Origin of the sequence: Qipengyuania sphaerica (genome assembly GCF_019711595.1) — a bacterium.
Classification (GTDB): Bacteria; Pseudomonadota; Alphaproteobacteria; order Sphingomonadales; family Sphingomonadaceae; genus Qipengyuania; species Qipengyuania sphaerica.
This window is the reverse complement of sequence record NZ_JAIGNR010000001.1, coordinates 1,033,941-1,050,072: the sequence shown is the minus strand read 5'-3', so window position 1 is coordinate 1,050,072 and position 16,132 is coordinate 1,033,941. Positions and strand designations below refer to the sequence as shown.

The following is a 16,132-nucleotide window of genomic DNA, read 5'->3' as shown; positions in this document are numbered from 1 at the left end:
TTCCGAAATGCCCATGCTCAGCGATCCGAGCGCCAAATATTCGCCTTTCCCGCAGGTCCCCCTGCCCGACCGGCAATGGCCCACGCGCATTATCACCACCCCGCCCCGCTGGCTTTCCACCGACCTGCGCGATGGCAACCAGGCGATTGTCGACCCGATGGATGCGCACAAGAAGAACCGCTTCTTCGACCTGCTCGTCGAAGTGGGTGTGAAGGAAATAGAGGTCGGATTCCCCAGCGCGGGCGCGACCGAGTTCGATTTCATCTCGGGTCTGGTGAAATCGGGCCGCATCCCAGACGACGTGATCGTGCAGGTCCTCACCCAGAGCCGCGAGGATCTGATCCGCACCAGCTTCGCGAGCCTTTCCGGCGCGCGCGCGGCGATCGTCCATCTGTACAACGCAGTCAGCCCCGCATGGCGCGAAGTGGTCTTCGGCATGACGAAAGACCAGGTACGCGACATCGCAGTGCACGGCGCCAAGGTCATGCGCGACGAGGCAGGCAAGCAGCCTGGCACCGACTGGCATTTCCAGTATTCGCCCGAGACCTTCTCGACCGCCGAACTCGATTTCAGCCTCGAGGTTTGCGAGGCGGTAATGGAAGTGCTCGCCCCCACGCCCGAGCATCCGATCATCCTCAACCTGCCTGCCACGGTCGAGGCGGCGACGCCCAATATCTACGCCGACCAAGTCGAGTACTTCATCCGCAACCTGCCGAACCGGGAGAGCGCAGTCATCAGCCTACACACCCATAACGACCGCGGCACCGGCGTCGCTGCGGCGGAACTGGCGCTGATGGCAGGGGCGGACCGCGTCGAGGGCTGCCTGTTCGGAAATGGCGAGCGCACGGGCAATTGCTGCCTCGTTACCATGGCGCTCAATATGTACACGCAAGGGGTCGATCCGAAGCTCGACTTCTCCGACATCGACCGCGTGATCGAGACGGTCGAATATTGCAACGAATTACCCGTTCACCAGCGCCATCCCTATGGCGGGGAACTCGTCTACACGGCCTTTTCCGGCAGCCACCAGGACGCGATCAAGAAGGGCTTCGCCGCGCACGAGGTACAGAATGACCCGCACTGGCGCGTGCCCTACCTGCCCATCGACCCGGCCGATCTCGGGCGCAGTTACGAAGCGGTCATCCGCGTCAATTCGCAGTCGGGCAAAGGCGGCTTCGCATGGGTGCTCGAGCAGAGCCAGGGCCTCAAGCTGCCCAAGAAGATGCAGGCCGATTTCAGCCCGCACGTCCAGCGCATGGCCGACAAACTGGGCCGCGAGCTCAACGCGGACGATATCTGGGACGCGTTCAGACGGGCCTATCACGTCCAGACCGAGGACAAGCACTTCCAGCTGGTCGACTACGAGGAACGCCGCGCCACCGACGGCACGCGCCTGTTCAGCGGGACCATCGCCGTAAGAGGACAGGAGCAGACTGTGTCAGGCCGCGGAAACGGCCTCATCTCGTCGGTCCTGACCACGATCGAGGAGGCCTTCGGGCTGACGCTGGAAATCGTCGATTATACCGAGCACGCGCTGACGACGGGCCGCGACAGCCGGGCTGCGGCCTATCTCGAATGCCGCACTCCCGAAGGGCGCACCATCTGGGGCGTCGGGATCGACGAGGACGTCGCCACTGCCAGCGTGCGCGCAGTGCTCAGTGCCGCCAATTCGGCAGTCTCTCCGGCTGCCTAAAGCTCGACCGGCCTTCCGTTCAGCATCGCGCTCCGCTTGGAATTCGCAGGCGGAGTGGGCTGTGCTTTGCCGAACACCGGCTTGCGCCGATCCTCGCGCTTTGCAGCGCCTTCCTCGGCAGCGATCTCGCGCGCCCAATCCCCGGCAAGCCCCTCCAGTTTCCTGACCGCAGGCTGGCTCTTGATCTCGGCCACCCAATCTTCATCCATGATGTCCTCATGCACTCCGACCTCGCGCATCATTGCCTGCTGCGTGGCTTCGACAAGCGCCTCTTCGTCTGGGCCGTCCTTGGGCATGGGCAGGATTGACTTTTCGAGGATTGACCATCGCAAGCTTCTGTCGAACGGGCTCTCTTGCAGCTCTCCCCGGGCCGCCTCGCGGTCGGCTTCAAGCTGGATTTTCACGAACCGCTCGAATTGCCGGGCCGCCTTCCCCCCGCCGTGAAACAGCCGCGCGGGAAGAAAATAGGTTCCGAAGAAGCTGGTCGGAAGCAACCGGCTTTGCTGGTCGAAGAAGCCGCTCGAGCGCGTCTGGATGACGAGGTATTTTAGCGGCAAGGGCAGATAGGGTGGCAAGAAAAGGTCGAGGACCCAGACTTTCTTGACGTCCGGCCATTCAATCTGACGCCGGGAAGCAATCATCGGGTGCAGCCGGAGGCCCTCTGAATAAGCCTGGATGACCGGCACTTCGCTGTCCATCAGACGGAATGAGACAATTCCCCGGTGCAGCGAGGCGAGCAGCAACATGAAGCCGCCCAGCCTCAGCGAACCGCCATCGGCTTCGGAAATCGCCCACAAGGCAAGCATCCCGAACAGCAGCGCGAGGACGAGCGACAAGAAAATCCGTCCGCTTCCGCCAATAAGTAACATCGCCTGATCCCAAATCCTCCGGTCTTAACTGGCTATATTCTCGGGCGATTTCCAAAAAGATAACGGCAATCCGAAATTCTCACCGCCGCCTTAACTGGTCGAAAGCAAGCAGCAAGAACCAAACGGGCCGGTCATTCAACAAATGGTTTTTGCTTTTTCAGCATCTTGGGTTAACCTTGCTGCATGGGCGATACGGGGGCACCTGCACACGCATATGTCGTGAAGGCGGCAGAACTGCCTGCACTCTATTTTCTGGAGGATGCGCATCCCCGGCCGACCGCGCTCGAATGGATTAATCGCGGGACCGACCAGAAACTGCGCCGCACGACCGTGGAAATGTTGCTCCGCACGCTGTTCGCGAAGGTCCGCACTCCCAGCGTCCGAAAACTGCATAATTCGGCCGGTCTCAGGGCAAGCTTCCGCAGCGAGCGCGAGCGCGCGCGCTTCTCCACTGCATTTGCCAAGGCCGTGCAGGAAATGGCGCGTGAGAAGCAACACCTCGTCACGGCGATCTTCGACAACCCTGAAGCCGCCAACCGTGCGGTGACGATTTTGGGAATAGAGGGCGTTCCCGACGACGCAATCGCCATGGTATGGCGTGCCAGCGAATATCTTTCTGAAAGTTACAATCCTCCTAAGGGTTACAGCGCAGCGAGCGTCGCTGGCGCAATCACCGGGGCAGGTGTCGCAGGGGCCGTGTTGGGCGTGGGCATCTTGATGATACCCGGCATCGGTCCGGTAGCCGTTGCGGGCGCCATGGCGAGCGCCGCAGTCGGCCCGGTGGCCGCCGTGAGCAGCGTAATCGGTGCGACCGGCGGCGCTATCGCCAAGATGCTGACCGACCACGATGTCGACGGAGTTTCAGCAACTCTTTACGAAAGGGAGATAAAGAAGGGGAAGATATTCCTGTCGGTCAATACCGAGCATGAGGATATTGATCCGGAACAGGTCCGCCGGTTGCTGGATTCGCAGGGCGGACATCGCCCCGCAGAGGATTAGCGGTAACGCCACCGCACCATAACGGCGCACGATAAAAGAAACAGGTCGCTGGTTTTGATGTCGATTGGTTGAGGAGGCCTGTCGCATGCCAGTTTCGAATGTCGTCGACGAACAGGGCTTCCTGGTCGTGACCGATCGCCCCGACCATGGGGCACTGGTGCTGCGCGAAACTCTTTCGGGCGTGCTCCAGGTCGAACGACGGAACCTGCCCGCACAGCTCTTGCTGTGGATCGCCATGGTTTTGGCAGCAACGCACTTGCCGAACGGCGAGATTTTCGTTCTGCCCTTGGTCGCAAGACTGGCAGCAACAACACATACGGGACTAGCCGCCGAGATACTCGGCCGAAGGATACATGCCGGAACCGACTATGGCTGGACCCTGCCCTATGTCGGTTTCGCCTTGCTTTTGGGCGGTGCGAGCTGGGGCTACCTGCTCGCCACGGTCATGGCCGATCCGGTCCTCGTGCCCGCAACCATGGTGCTGGGCGGCGGCGCGCTGGTCGGTGTGAGTCTCATAACAGCCATTCTTGCCCCCACACAGCGGCTGTTCGGCCACTTCCTCGCCGGCTTCGTGGGCTGTTTCTCGCTGGTCCTCTGGCTGAATTCGGCGGAAATGCTGTCCGCCTCGATCATCGCGGTCATTTGCATGGCGGCGGTCTTCATGGCCTTTGCCTATGCGCTTTCGAGCCAGCGGTTGCAGACCTCGCGCGCGCTGGTGGAGAACCGCTTGTTATCCGAAGAGCTGGCCGAATCGCTCGCCCACGCGGAATTCCTCGCATTCCGCGACCCGTTGACGGGCCTTCTGAACCGCCGCGCCTTCTTCGAATTCACTCGCAAGGCAGAAGGCCAGCGGGACCGCCACCTCCTCTCGCTCGACCTCGACAATTTCAAGTCGATCAACGACCGCCACGGTCATGTCGTGGGCGACAAGGTGCTCGTACACGTGAGCAAGGCGATCAACCACATCGTGGCCGGCCTGCCCGAGGGCGACCATTGCGCCGTGCGCCTCGGCGGGGAAGAGTTTGCAGTGGTCATCGACACACCGGATACGGAAACAGCCCGCAATGCCACCGAAAGCCTGCGCGAGCAGATTGCCGGTATCGCCGACAGGATCGGCATAAAGGAAACAGGTACGACCTGCTCGATCGGCCTCTCGTCATGGACGAAAGACCGCACGATCGACGACGTCATCTGCCGCGCCGACGATGCGCTCTACAAGGCGAAGGCTCGCGGTCGGAACCGGGTCGAGAACGCCGCCTGAGCGGCATGCCGACTCGGCCCCTGTTTCACGCGATCAGTTGGGGCCGCCCTGCCCGCCGTCTTCCGCACCGAATTCCTGCGGCGCGGGATTGACGACCTGCTCTGCCTGCGAATAACCGCCATTGCCGCCGTTCTCGACTGCAAAGCTGCTGGTCGTGGCGTCCATGGTCTTCAGATAGACCTGGAGCGCCTCGTCCTTCGACAGCTGGTAGTTGCGGCTGAATTCGCAGGCGCGGAAGAACATCTCGCGCGCCAGCAGGAGAGCGGGAGAACGGCCGGTAAGGCCTGTCTCTTCCGAATCCTCGCCCAGGTTCGCCTGGTCGTTGCTGCCCGTGATGATGGCCGAGACCGAGGCCTGCTCCCCTTGCGAGAAGCTGGCATCGGGCGGCGGCGCCGTGCAGGTGACGAACTGCGTCTGCCGGTCGAGCACGAGCGTGTTGGACAGCGACGCGGTGGTCGAAATCACATGCTCGGCTGCGATCGGGATGACATGCGGCGCAGGCTCGTCGGCCACCGAGGCGCAGGCGCCGAGGGTGACCGAGAGGGCTGCCATGCTGATGATGCGGAAAGTCATCGGCCTACTTCACGAATTTCGGGAAGGTCCACTGCGGTTTTACGCAGCGTACAAGCGTATAGTGCACAACCTGGTGGTTATTGCACTGGCTGTTCTCGGTCGAGCGGGTCAGGATCGTGTAGGTCCGCAGGCTGCCAGTTTTGTTGTCATGGTTCCCCCAGGTGCTGGACGACATGCTCTCGTACCAATTGCCGTAGGGCACGATCATGTTGTCCGCGTCCATTGCCCGCTTGGTCAACACTTCCTGATCGACACCCAGGCGGGTCGCGATCTGCAAGGCTTCGAGCGCCATGTCGCGGCCGTCGTATGCGTCGTTGTCGCTATTGCCGGGGGCGTTGGGACCGAACTTGTCCGAATAGGCGATCACGATGTCGGTCCAGCCGAGGATCACCTCTTCCAGATTGCCGAGCGTATCGGTGTTCTTGGTCAGCGTGTGGAAGTTGCGCACGATCTGCGCCCATTCCTTATTATCTTCCTGCATCAGGACGTAGGGGTTGAGATTGTCTCCGACACGCACGGCGAACTGGTATTTGTTGTTCACCGACTGATGGACGATCTTGGTGCCTTCGGTCAGCTCGCTGGGGAAAATATTGTGTGTGTAACCCCCATTGAACATCCCGTTCTCAATCCACTTGCTATCGAGCTCCGTCGAGACGAGATCGCCGTAATTGAAGATCTTACAAAAGACGACTGTGGCATCCCTGCCCTCGGTTGATTTGTTCCACATCGTCTTCCCGTCAACGATCCAGGGTGTCTCGGCATCCTTGTAGAGGCAGCCGTCCTTGGCATTGTCGAGATCTGACCAGTCGGTCGAGATGAACTGTTCCATGAACCGCAATGCGGTCAACGCTTCGAACGCGAGATTGTGAACGGCCACCGTCGGTTCGAGATAATCGGTGGATGCACGTTCATAGACGCTGGTGTCCGTCTTATCGAGGCGAGTGGCTTCGGCAAGCAACGACAGTTTGAGCGTTTCCGCGCTTACGTAGGCCGGGATGGCAACCGATGCCACGTGTTCGTTGACCCGCCCGCGCGCCGCGCCAGTGACATCGCTGGCCGCACTCAGCAGCTCGGGAATGCCGACCGATGTCGTCGCGAAGGGGTCTTGCCAGCTGTAAAGCCTGTACTTGTCGTTCAGCGAGTAGGCTGCTGTCTGGATGTCGGCCACCGCCGCGTCATCGAACCCCTTGGTAACGATGGCCTCGATCTCCTCCTTGGTAACGGCATTTGGCTGCGCGGTGTCGAAGATCGAACCGAAGATCAGGCTGACCACCTCACCGGCGATCGCACCGCCGATGCTGCTGGCGATACTGCCGGCAACCTTGAAGGGAACGTTATCCTCCTGCGCCTGGGCAGGAGAGGCAGCAGTGGTTGCGAGGAGCGAGGCGATTACCGCGCCTGAGACGAATTTTTTCATTATCATGACCCTCCGGGTGGTGGAATTCCGGCACGAAACCAGCACTTTGCCGGTCGGCTCGCGGCCTGATTACGAAGGAAAGTTAAACGCCCCCTTCCCGCGATTTGGAACAATTCGGAATTCTGCCGGAGCGGGCCGGAGGAGCATCATCACGAGCTCTTTTTCTAATTTCACAGGCCCTGATATGGTGGACAGATGCACCTCGCCCGCTCCCTCGAACCCCGCCAAAAACTGCTGCCCGGACTAACCCTTTTGCTTTTTGCCCTGGACCGTGTTCCAAGTGTTCCAGCCTGTAGGACTGGCCTTTAGAGGAGCCGCGACATGAGCGAAGCGATCATCGATCCCGACCTGCCCATCATCGATCCGCACCATCACCTGTGGGACCTGCGCCCGCTCGTCCCCGCATTCCCCGAACCGCGGCATGACTTCATCGAAGCGATTGCAGGCGCGGCCTATTACACCTTCGACGAGCTCCAGCAGGATACGCGCGGCGGATTGGAAGGCGGGCACAATGTGGTCGGCACCGTCTTCATGGAATGCGGCGCATTCTACGATGCAAGCCGCGGCGATGCGCTGAAAAGCGTGGGCGAAGTCGAGTTCGTGAACGGCGTTGCGGCACAGGGTGCGAGCGGGCTCTATGGCAATTACCGCCCCTGCGCCGCCATTGTGGGCCATGCCGACCTGACATTGGGCGACAAGGTGAAGCCGGTGATCGAAGCGCTGATCGCAGCAGGCAACGGGCGTTTCCGCGGCATCCGCCACGCAGCCGCATGGGATGCCGATCCCGACGTGCTCGGCCCTCCGTTCCACACACCGCAAGGCCTCTACGCCTCCGATGCCTTCCGCGCGGGCTTTGCCTCCTATGCCGAGCATGACCTGACCTTCGATGCCTGGCTGCTCGAACCGCAACTGGGCGACCTGCTCGACCTCGCGCGCGCCTTCCCCGACCAGACCATCGTGCTCGACCATTGCGGAACCCCGCTCAATATCGCCAGCTATCGGGGCAAGCTGCACGAGAACTTCGATCGCTGGCGGCGTTCCATCCATGCGATTGCCGAATGTCCCAATGTACAGGTGAAGCTGGGCGGGCTCGCCATGGCCTTCTGTGGCCTGCCCGAAGACGGACCGATGAAAGGGCACTCCTCCGAGCATTTGGCGGGGCTGTGGCGGCCCTATATCGAGACCTGCATCGAGGCCTTCGGGGCGGACCGGGCGATGTTCGAATCGAACTATCCGGTCGATCGCTGGGGCGCGAGCTACGATGTGTTGTGGAATGCCTTCAAGCTGCTGGCGCGCGGCCACTCCGAAGACGAGAAGCGTGCGCTCTTTGCGGGCACTGCGGCACGGGTTTACGGGATCGAGCACCTGCTGGAGGACGCTTGACGTTTACGTAACGTCACCGTGGACAAGTGCGCCGCAGCGCCATACGCCCTGCGCCAACACAAGACGAGGAGCCTGACCGCATGACCCTGCCCGCCCCCTTCGACAAGCTGCGCATCCCCGTAATCGGATCGCCGCTGTTCATCGTGTCAGGGCCCGAACTGGTCATCGCGCAGTGCAAGGCGGGCATCGTCGGCAGCTTCCCGGCTTTGAACGCCCGGCCCCAAAGCCAGCTCGACGAATGGCTCCACCAGATCACCGAGGAACTGGCCGCGCACAATCGCGACAATCCCGACCGGCCCGCTGCCCCCTTCGCAGTTAACCAGATCGTCCACCGTTCGAACGACCGGATTGAAGCGGACATGGCAACCTGCGCGAAATGGCAGGTGCCGCTGGTCATAACTTCGCTCGGCGCGCGCGAGGAGATCTTCAACGCGGTCCGCGGCTGGGGCGGCATCACCATGCACGATGTCATCAACAACCGCTTCGCCCGCAAGGCGATCGAAAAGGGTGCGGACGGCCTCATTCCGGTTGCGGCGGGCGCCGGCGGCCATGCAGGTACCTTGAGCCCCTTCGCGCTGATGCAGGAAATTCGCGAATGGTTCGACGGGCTGGTTGCGCTTTCGGGCTCGATTGCGCACGGCCGCTCGATCCTTGCGGCGCAGGCGCTGGGGGCGGACTTCGCCTATATCGGCTCGCCCTGGATCGCGACCGAGGAGGCCAATGCGGTCGATGGCTACAAGCAGGGCATCGTGGAGGGCAGCGCAGATGGGATCGTCTATTCGAACTTGTTCACCGGCGTCCACGGCAACTACCTGCGCTCGAGCATCGAGAACGCGGGGCTCGATCCCGACGATCTTCCCACGAGCGATCCGAGCAAGATGAACTTCGGCAGCGGCGGCAATACCAAGGCCAAGGCGTGGAAGGACATCTGGGGTTCGGGCCAGGGGATCGGCACGGTCAAGAGCGTCGGCCCGGTCGAAGACATGGTCGCGCGGCTGGAAAGCGAATATGTCGCCGCAAAGGAAGCGCTGGACCGGGCCACCGCCTAGGCCGCTGCACTCCACAGCGCCTCGGCCATCGCGTCGAGCAGGGTGAAGTCTGGCTTCGCAGCCACCGGATCGCGGCGGTTTAGCAACAGCGGCCGCGACTGGTCGAGCAGGCGCTTGCGCAGCGCGTTCTGCAACAGGCCGAGCCGCAGGAGGGCATCCTCTCGCGCCAGCTCCGGATTGCGCATCCGTCGCCGCGCCCATGCGCGTTCGATCCGCCCCACCCGATCGATCACCATCGAATTGTAATCGCGGTGCGGCTCACGGTGGAGCGGCAGGAGCGTCCGCCACACCGCTTCGTCGCGCGCCGGCAGGAGGATACCATTCCTGCGAAAGTCATCGAAGCCGACCGCGCTCTGTCCGACGCACTCGAACAACGAGCCAAAGCAGTGCGTCGAAAGCAATTGGCGGGGCAGGAGGTGGTGGCGCTGGAGGCCCGGATCATAACCGGCATGGCCGCGGCAGTTGACCGCGCGAAAGGATAGGCTCCCCCGCCCCTGATGTCCGATTGCGCCCCCCATCCAACCCGCAGCTACATGCGCGAGACCTCGATGGTCGTACCGTCTGCGGCAGGGGACAGCCTCAGTGTAATCCCCTCGTCGGACACGAACTCGCGCGGAGCATCGACCTTGCCAGTCCCCACGATCTCGTGGATCAGCCGCGCAGCCAGCTTGGTCGCGGACAAGCGGTCACGCGACAGATCCCGGCCGATCACGATCTCCTGTCCGACGAAGTGCGCCAGCCCCTCGCTCGTCAGACGTTCCTCGCCGTCGGTCGCAAAGCCTGCAAGTCCGAGTGCCGGGAACACGCCGCCGCCCAGCCATTGCTCGACGCTTTGACAGAACATCGGCATTGCTACCGCCGCGCGTGCGGGGCTCCAGCAGACCGTCTGAACCTCGTCCAGCCGGCGCGAGAGGCCGCAAGCAAGGTCGAGCATGGCGCGCACGATCGGCAAGCTGTCCGCACCGTCTGCAAGGTGCGGTCCGGGAAGGAGGACCAGCGCATCGCTTGCTTCCGGGTCGAAACCGGCATCACAGCCCACGCGGTGGGCAATTTCGGGCACTTCGATGGATGGTCCCGGTTCAAGGCCGAGTAGGTCGAACGTCATGCCCGAAAGCAAAAGCTCAAGCCAACGCCCCTTGCGGGCAGCCCCGCTCTCGGACCCGGTATCGATAATTGCAGGATCATGGCTGACCGAAGCGAGCGGCATGTCGGGAATAGCAGACAGGACCGCGTCCCTGTCGGGCCTCTTGCCGGGCGAGAATAGCAGGTACACGCCAGCCGCGACCTTACCCTTTTCGCTTGAATTAGCCCGAACATGCGGCATCGAACCTGCCAGTCCCCCCAAGAAAACAGTCCCTTGTCGCAAACCTTGACCGCATGGCGCGCATTCGTCGAGTCTTCAATTTGCCGTTACATCCGTTTCGGGGTTAACGGCGCTTTCAGAAAATGCCTTGCGCAATACCCGTGGCGAGCCCCTGTCCGAGTTCGCGCGCTTTCTCGAGATCGGCCCCGATCATGGTTTTTCGCTCGAGGATTTCGGATTCGGTCTGCGCACCCGTATCGACTATCCATGGTTCGGACACGCGCTTAAGACGCCAGCCGGTAGCGATCCTGTCGAGCTGTCGCTGCGCCCAGAGGCCATCGGTGCCCGCAGCGATGATCGTGGCATAGGGTCGTCCACCCAGCTTCGAGAGCACGGGATAATAACAGCGGTCGAACATCTCTTTCATCTCGCCGCTCATGCTGGCGAGATTTTCGGGGCAGACGAAGAGATATCCCGACGCATCGAGCAAATGCTTGGGCTCCACATCGCACGCGCGCGTGATCCGCGCATGATTGCCTGCTCCATGGAACGCCGCATCGGCGAGCGCTTCGCAGCTGCCTGTGCGGCTATGCCAGATGATCAGGAGATATTTGTCACCCATATGCCATGCCTCGGACTGCAACTGTCTATTGTCAACGTCCCAGCGCTTGCGGGTGAGAGGTGCTGGTTGGTAGATGCGGGTTCATGGCCTCCACTGCCCTCCCCCAGGTATTCGGCGTTTCCAACTCGCTCACTGGGCGCGCTTGGCGCTGGCGCGGCGGGAACATGGACCTTGGCCAGGGGCACTTCGGCGATGGCGAGGTGATCGTACGACAGGTGCTGCTCGCACGCGGCGTGGCGCAGGACGATCTGCAACGCCACCTTTCGCCGACCCTGCGCGATTTCCTGCCAGATCCGTCCGAATTCAACGACATGGATGCCGCCGCCGACCGTATCGCCCAAGCGATCCTCTCAAACGAACGGATCACAATCTATGGCGACTACGATGTCGACGGGGCGACCAGTTCCGCCCTTCTCATCCGCCTGCTGCGCGATCTCGGGATCGGCGCGGACTATTACATCCCTGACCGCCTGCTCGAAGGTTACGGGCCCTCCGGTGAAGCGCTGGTCAAGCTGGCTGAGGCTGGATCGAGCCTGATCGTCACGGTCGATTGCGGCGCGATGGCGCACGAGGCGCTGGCGATGGCGAGCGATGCAGGCGTCGACGTAATCGTGGTCGACCATCACAAATGCTCGCCCGAATTGCCGCGTGCTGCCGCCCTGGTGAATCCCAACCGGCTCGACGAGAACGACCTTGCCGCAGCCCATGGCCATCTGGCCGCAGTGGGTGTCGCATTCCTCCTGGCGATCGCGCTGGTACGGACGTTGCGCGCACGCGGCTTTTTCGAGGACCGGAGGGAACCGGATCTGTTCGCGCTGCTCGATGTCGTTGCGCTGGGCACGGTGGCGGATGTTGCCGCGCTGCATGGACTGAATCGCGCCTTCGTGGCGCAGGGCCTCAAGGTCATGGCGCGGCGCGACAACATCGGCATGGCTGCGCTGATCGATGCCAGCCGGTTGAAGCGCGCTCCCGCCTGTTCGGATCTTGGTTTCGCGCTGGGGCCGCGCATCAATGCCGGAGGCCGTGTGGGCGAATCCACTTTGGGTGTGCGGCTTCTGACGACCGAAAATGCCGAAGAAGCGCGCCAGATTGCAGCGCAGCTTTCCGCCCTCAATGAAGAACGCCGTGCGATCGAGGCCGAAGTGCAGCAGGCAGCGGAAGAACAGCTTGCTGCCCAGCACAATCGCGCCGTGCATGTCGTCGCCGCCAGGGGATGGCATCCGGGTGTGATCGGTATCGTTGCCGGGCGCATCAAGGAAAAGTCTGGCAAGCCCTCGCTGGTCATCGCTCTGGACGAAAATGGGGAAGGCAAGGGTTCCGGACGCTCGATTCCCGGTGTCGATCTCGGTGCAGCGATTATTCGGGCGCGCGAGGAAGGCCTGCTGGTCAAGGGCGGCGGGCATGCCATGGCTGCTGGCCTGACGGTGGAAGAAGGGAAGCTAGAGGCATTCGCCGACTGGCTCGACGCGCATCTGGAAAGCGCCGTTGCACGCGCGGGCGAGAATCGCGAGATGCTGCTCGATCTCGCCGTGGCTCCGGGCGGATTGACTCCGGACTTGGTCGAGGCGCTCGACGGTGGAGGACCTTACGGCGTCGGATGGCCGGGACCACGCGTTGCAGTGGGGCCGGTGCGGCTCGTCAAATGCGATATAGTCGGGACCGATCACGTCCGCCTCATCGCCAGCGGTGAAGACGGCAAGAGCTTGAAGGGCATCGCCTTCCGCGCTGCCGATAGCGAGATGGGACAAGCGCTGCTCTACGGATCGCGCGGGCGAAAACTTTGGCTCGCGGGCCGGGTGAAGATCGACGATTGGGGCAGCCGTCCGCAGGCAGAATTGCACCTGGAAGACGCCGCTTTCGCAGATTGAGCGAAATTTGGCCAAATGCGGGGTTGACGGTTTTGGCACCCGCGCCTAATTGCGCCGCCACGCCACCGACCCCGCTGGGGACCGTGGCCCGTTCGTCTAGCGGTTAGGACGCGGCCCTTTCACGGCTGAAACACGGGTTCGATTCCCGTACGGGTCACCATCGGTGGCGTTATTGCATCTGCAATCCGCGCAAAAGTGCCACCCATGTGGCCCGTTCGTCTAGCGGTTAGGACGCGGCCCTTTCACGGCTGAAACACGGGTTCGATTCCCGTACGGGTCACCACCACCATCATCATGACAAAAGCATGACCGCACTAGCGCGGCCCGGCGAGGCTCGCTAAGCGCGCCGCTGGTATGAGCACCCGCCCCTTCCCCATGTCCGGTTTCGCGCTGGCGCTCGCAACGGCAATCGGGCTGATGATTCTGGGCCTGCCGACACTGCCGATCCTTCTGATGCTGCTCGTCTGGGCCGGATCGCTATGGATGGTCGGCGCAACCCCGCCTCCTCCTGCGCAAAACAACGGCAACGGCGGTATCTCCCGCGATACGATGGGCGATTTGCTCGAGCATTCGGAGACCCCGGTCATCGTTACCGAAGCGGGCCGGGTCGTGATCGCCAATGTCGCAGCGCGACGCTTGCTCGGCGCGCATATCCTCGGGCAGGACGTGCGCATGGCGCTGCGCCAGCCCGAAGCAGTCAGTCTGCTCGAAAGCGGCGAGGACGGAATGGCGATCGTCCGCGGCCTCGCCCGGCGACGCGATATCTGGCGGATCAACCGTAAGGGGCTGGAAGGCGGCCTCGCCATCATCGAGTTCGTCAATAAGACTGCCGAAGCGGATATCAGCCGCGCACACACCGATTTCGTCGCCAATGCGAGCCACGAATTGCGCACGCCCCTCGCGTCGATACTCGGCTATGTCGAGACGCTGCGCGAGGACGTTCACGATTTCGATCCCAAGATGGGCGACAAGTTCTTGGCCACAATCCAGCGCGAGGGTCAGCGGCTGCAGCAGTTGATCAGCGACCTGATGTCGCTTTCCCGCATCGAAGCAGAAAAGCACGATCTGCCAAACAACACGATCGATCTCGGCAGGCTGGCCGATCGGGCTGCGCGCGACGCAGCCGGCGATCGAGCGGAACGGCTTGACTTCAAGGCGCATGGCCAATTCACCGTTTGCGGCGACGAGCAGCAGCTGGAACAGCTGGTCCGGAACCTGGTCGACAACGGACTGAAATACGGCGCGGAAGATCAGCCCGTGACCATCCGGCTCCACCCGCAGGGCGACAAACGTGTGTTGCTTTCGGTGCAGGACCGCGGCGAGGGTATTTCGCCCGAACACCTGCCACATCTTACCCGGCGATTCTATCGGACCGATCCCGGCCGTAGCCGTGCCTCGGGCGGTACCGGCCTTGGCCTCGCGATCGTCAAGCACATCGTCGAGCGGCATCGCGGCAAGCTGTCGATCGACAGTGCGCTCGGTGAGGGCACGCGGGTGAAGGTAACTCTCCCGATTGCCGAAGCGGGCGAGTAATTTTCTTTTAAAAGTGTGAAATCAACCCGTTGTCAGCGGGAAACACATCTGCGTCGCAATGCGTCACATATGTGTAACAGAGCCGTCATAGATGCGAATCCAGATCGTAAACTCGTAAGGGATTCGTAACATGAAGACCGCCTTCCGGCTTTCCGTCCTTGCGGCGGCCATGAGCTGCACCATCGCAACGCCGGTTCTCGCACAGGATGCACCGAGCGCCGAAGACGAACTAGCCGCAATGCGCGCGCAGCTTCAGGTACTTGCCAGCCGCATCGACCAGCTCGAAACCGAACTGGAGCAGACCCAGGCGGCCAATGCCGATCAGGACGCGGTGATCGCAGCCAATGCCGAAGCCGTCGCCACGCCCGCACCGGCTCCCGAAGCCAAGCCCGCCGCCGAACTCGAAAAGAGCGGCTGGAGCTTCAAGCCCCGCGGGCGCCTGATGTTCGACGCCGGCACGCTTTCGGCCCCCGAATCGACCGGCGCAGACGACGGTTTCGGCAATGAAGTCCGCCGCGCGCGCCTTGGTGCTTCGGGCGACCTGCCGGGCGGTTTCGGATATAAATTCGAGCTCGACTTCGCAGGTAACGAGGTCGAAGCGGCAGACGCGTACCTGACCTATGGCGACGGCCCGCTCGAAATCATTGTCGGTCATCACAACAACTTCCAGTCGCTCGAAGAGCTGACCAGCTCGCTGCACACCAGTTTCATCGAGCGCGCAGCCTTCACCGACGCTTTCGGTTTCGAACGCCGCATCGGCGCCTCGGCAACCTACGAGGCCGGAATCGTGCTCGCACAGGCTGGGGTCTTTACCGACAACTTCGATGACACCGGCACCGACAATCGCGGCATCGACGGTCGTCTCGTCGTCATGCCGAAGATGGGTAATACCCAGCTGCATCTTGGCGGCTCGATCCACTACAACGAGCTCGGCGAGGAGGATGCGAGCGTCCGCTATCGCCAGCGCCCCCTGGTGCACTTCACCTCCACCCGTTTCGTCAACACCGGCAATCTCGGCGCCGACAGCGAATTCGGCGCAGGCCTTGAAGCCGCAATGATCTCCGGCCCGTTCCACGCGGTTGCCGAGGGTTTCTGGCAGAATGTCGACATGCCGCTGGCAACCGACAATCCCACTTTCTTCGGCGGATATGCCGAAGTCGGCTATTTCCTCACCGGCGGCGATACGCGCGGCTACAAGGGCGGCAAGTTCGACCGTACCAAGCCGGTCAATCCGGTCGGTAAGGGCGGCATGGGCTCGCTCCAGGTGAACCTGCGCTATGATCATCTCGATCTCAACGATGCCGGTATCCTCGGCGGCATACAGAACGGCTACCAGGCGTCGCTCGTCTGGAAGCCTGCCAGCAACACGCTCTTCAGCGTCAACTATGGCCGCATGGAATACACCGACGCGGTCCTTCCGACTGCCGATGGCGAGACCGATTACGGCGTCGATGCCTTCGGTGTTCGCGCACAGGTCGATTTCTGAGCTCAATGCCGTTATGGGGCCGCGGAGAGATTCGTCGGCCCCGTAGCGAAAGTCACACTCTTGTCGTCAACACGTA

At 62.3% G+C, this 16,132-nt stretch carries 14 protein-coding genes and 2 tRNA genes; 10 read left to right on the top strand and 6 right to left on the bottom strand.

What is annotated here, in order from left to right; all coding sequences use genetic code 11:
* Positions 1-7 precede the first annotated feature (7 nt).
* Positions 8-1,693, top strand: a complete 1,686-nt coding sequence (gene leuA / locus K3178_RS05180) for a 2-isopropylmalate synthase (protein ID WP_221570284.1) — start codon at positions 8-10, stop codon at positions 1,691-1,693.
* Here the strand turns inward: leuA and K3178_RS05175 are convergent.
* Positions 1,690-2,529 (bottom strand): hypothetical protein, encoded by an 840-nt coding sequence (locus K3178_RS05175; protein WP_221570283.1) that lies wholly within the window; start codon positions 2,527-2,529, stop codon positions 1,690-1,692. The two genes, leuA and K3178_RS05175, sit on opposite strands and share 4 nt — an antisense overlap.
* Positions 2,530-2,745: 216 nt before the next feature.
* Between K3178_RS05175 and K3178_RS05170 the strand changes: the two genes are divergently transcribed.
* Both K3178_RS05170 and K3178_RS05165 read left to right on the top strand, forming a co-directional pair.
* Complete coding sequence (locus tag K3178_RS05170; RefSeq protein WP_221570282.1) at positions 2,746-3,561, top strand: hypothetical protein; 816 nt, start codon at positions 2,746-2,748, stop codon at positions 3,559-3,561.
* Positions 3,562-3,646: 85 nt separating this feature from the next.
* Complete coding sequence (locus K3178_RS05165) at positions 3,647-4,822, top strand: GGDEF domain-containing protein (protein WP_221570281.1); 1,176 nt, start codon at positions 3,647-3,649, stop codon at positions 4,820-4,822.
* 33 nt (positions 4,823-4,855) lie between these two features.
* Here K3178_RS05165 and K3178_RS05160 read toward each other — a convergent pair whose 3' ends face one another.
* Both K3178_RS05160 and K3178_RS05155 read right to left on the bottom strand, forming a co-directional pair.
* A complete protein-coding gene (locus K3178_RS05160) occupies positions 4,856-5,395 on the bottom strand; it encodes a hypothetical protein (RefSeq protein WP_221570280.1) in 540 nt (179 codons plus the stop codon).
* Positions 5,396-5,399: 4 nt separating this feature from the next.
* On the bottom strand, positions 5,400-6,812 hold the full coding sequence (locus tag K3178_RS05155) for a hypothetical protein (protein WP_221570279.1): 1,413 nt from the start codon (positions 6,810-6,812) through the stop codon (positions 5,400-5,402).
* Positions 6,813-7,133: 321 nt separating this feature from the next.
* Here K3178_RS05155 and K3178_RS05150 point away from each other — a divergent pair, with 321 nt between their 5' ends.
* Positions 7,134-8,195 (top strand): amidohydrolase family protein, encoded by a 1,062-nt coding sequence (locus K3178_RS05150; protein ID WP_221570278.1) that lies wholly within the window; start codon positions 7,134-7,136, stop codon positions 8,193-8,195.
* Between the two features lie 80 nt (positions 8,196-8,275).
* Positions 8,276-9,244, top strand: coding sequence for an NAD(P)H-dependent flavin oxidoreductase (locus tag K3178_RS05145; RefSeq protein ID WP_221570277.1), 969 nt, complete (start codon positions 8,276-8,278; stop codon positions 9,242-9,244).
* Here the strand turns inward: K3178_RS05145 and K3178_RS05140 are convergent.
* The 3 genes from K3178_RS05140 to K3178_RS05130 all read right to left on the bottom strand — a co-directional run bounded on the left by K3178_RS05140 (position 9,241) and on the right by K3178_RS05130 (position 11,169).
* A complete protein-coding gene (locus K3178_RS05140; RefSeq protein WP_221570276.1) occupies positions 9,241-9,762 on the bottom strand; it encodes an AHH domain-containing protein in 522 nt (173 codons plus the stop codon). The genes K3178_RS05145 and K3178_RS05140 overlap by 4 nt on opposite strands.
* A gap of 11 nt (positions 9,763-9,773) precedes the next feature.
* Positions 9,774-10,589, bottom strand: a complete 816-nt coding sequence (locus K3178_RS05135; RefSeq protein ID WP_221570275.1) for a hypothetical protein — start codon at positions 10,587-10,589, stop codon at positions 9,774-9,776.
* A gap of 94 nt (positions 10,590-10,683) precedes the next feature.
* Positions 10,684-11,169 carry a flavodoxin family protein gene (locus K3178_RS05130; protein WP_221570274.1) on the bottom strand — a complete coding sequence of 162 codons (486 nt, stop codon included), beginning with the start codon at positions 11,167-11,169 and terminating at the stop codon, positions 10,684-10,686.
* An 83-nt stretch (positions 11,170-11,252) separates the two neighbouring features.
* Here K3178_RS05130 and recJ point away from each other — a divergent pair, with 83 nt between their 5' ends.
* The 5 genes from recJ to K3178_RS05105 all read left to right on the top strand — a co-directional run bounded on the left by recJ (position 11,253) and on the right by K3178_RS05105 (position 16,056).
* Positions 11,253-13,037, top strand: coding sequence for a single-stranded-DNA-specific exonuclease RecJ (recJ, locus tag K3178_RS05125; RefSeq protein WP_221570273.1), 1,785 nt, complete (start codon positions 11,253-11,255; stop codon positions 13,035-13,037).
* An 85-nt stretch (positions 13,038-13,122) separates the two neighbouring features.
* Positions 13,123-13,197: transfer RNA gene (locus K3178_RS05120), tRNA-Glu, on the top strand.
* Positions 13,198-13,245: 48 nt separating this feature from the next.
* Positions 13,246-13,320: transfer RNA gene (locus tag K3178_RS05115), tRNA-Glu, on the top strand.
* A 71-nt stretch (positions 13,321-13,391) separates the two neighbouring features.
* The gene (locus tag K3178_RS05110; protein ID WP_221570272.1) at positions 13,392-14,570 is read left to right on the top strand and encodes a sensor histidine kinase; all 1,179 of its coding nucleotides are present in this window, start codon (positions 13,392-13,394) and stop codon (positions 14,568-14,570) included.
* A 130-nt stretch (positions 14,571-14,700) separates the two neighbouring features.
* Positions 14,701-16,056, top strand: coding sequence for an OprO/OprP family phosphate-selective porin (locus K3178_RS05105; protein ID WP_221570271.1), 1,356 nt, complete (start codon positions 14,701-14,703; stop codon positions 16,054-16,056).
* The last annotated feature ends 76 nt before the right edge of the window (positions 16,057-16,132 follow it).

Excerpts from the sequence above, each read along its gene's own strand:
- leuA (WP_221570284.1), top strand. The coding sequence starts at position 8 with ATGCCCATGCTCAGCGATCCGAGCGCCAAATATTCGCCTTTCCCGCAG.
- K3178_RS05170 (WP_221570282.1), top strand. The coding sequence starts at position 2,746 with ATGGGCGATACGGGGGCACCTGCACACGCATATGTCGTGAAGGCGGCA.
- K3178_RS05165 (WP_221570281.1), top strand. The coding sequence starts at position 3,647 with ATGCCAGTTTCGAATGTCGTCGACGAACAGGGCTTCCTGGTCGTGACC.
- K3178_RS05160 (WP_221570280.1), bottom strand. The coding sequence starts at position 5,395 with ATGACTTTCCGCATCATCAGCATGGCAGCCCTCTCGGTCACCCTCGGC.
- K3178_RS05155 (WP_221570279.1), bottom strand. The coding sequence starts at position 6,812 with ATGAAAAAATTCGTCTCAGGCGCGGTAATCGCCTCGCTCCTCGCAACC.
- K3178_RS05150 (WP_221570278.1), top strand. The coding sequence starts at position 7,134 with ATGAGCGAAGCGATCATCGATCCCGACCTGCCCATCATCGATCCGCAC.
- K3178_RS05145 (WP_221570277.1), top strand. The coding sequence starts at position 8,276 with ATGACCCTGCCCGCCCCCTTCGACAAGCTGCGCATCCCCGTAATCGGA.
- K3178_RS05140 (WP_221570276.1), bottom strand. The coding sequence starts at position 9,762 with ATGGGGGGCGCAATCGGACATCAGGGGCGGGGGAGCCTATCCTTTCGC.
- K3178_RS05130 (WP_221570274.1), bottom strand. The coding sequence starts at position 11,169 with ATGGGTGACAAATATCTCCTGATCATCTGGCATAGCCGCACAGGCAGC.
- recJ (WP_221570273.1), top strand. The coding sequence starts at position 11,253 with ATGGCCTCCACTGCCCTCCCCCAGGTATTCGGCGTTTCCAACTCGCTC.
- K3178_RS05110 (WP_221570272.1), top strand. The coding sequence starts at position 13,392 with ATGAGCACCCGCCCCTTCCCCATGTCCGGTTTCGCGCTGGCGCTCGCA.
- K3178_RS05105 (WP_221570271.1), top strand. The coding sequence starts at position 14,701 with ATGAAGACCGCCTTCCGGCTTTCCGTCCTTGCGGCGGCCATGAGCTGC.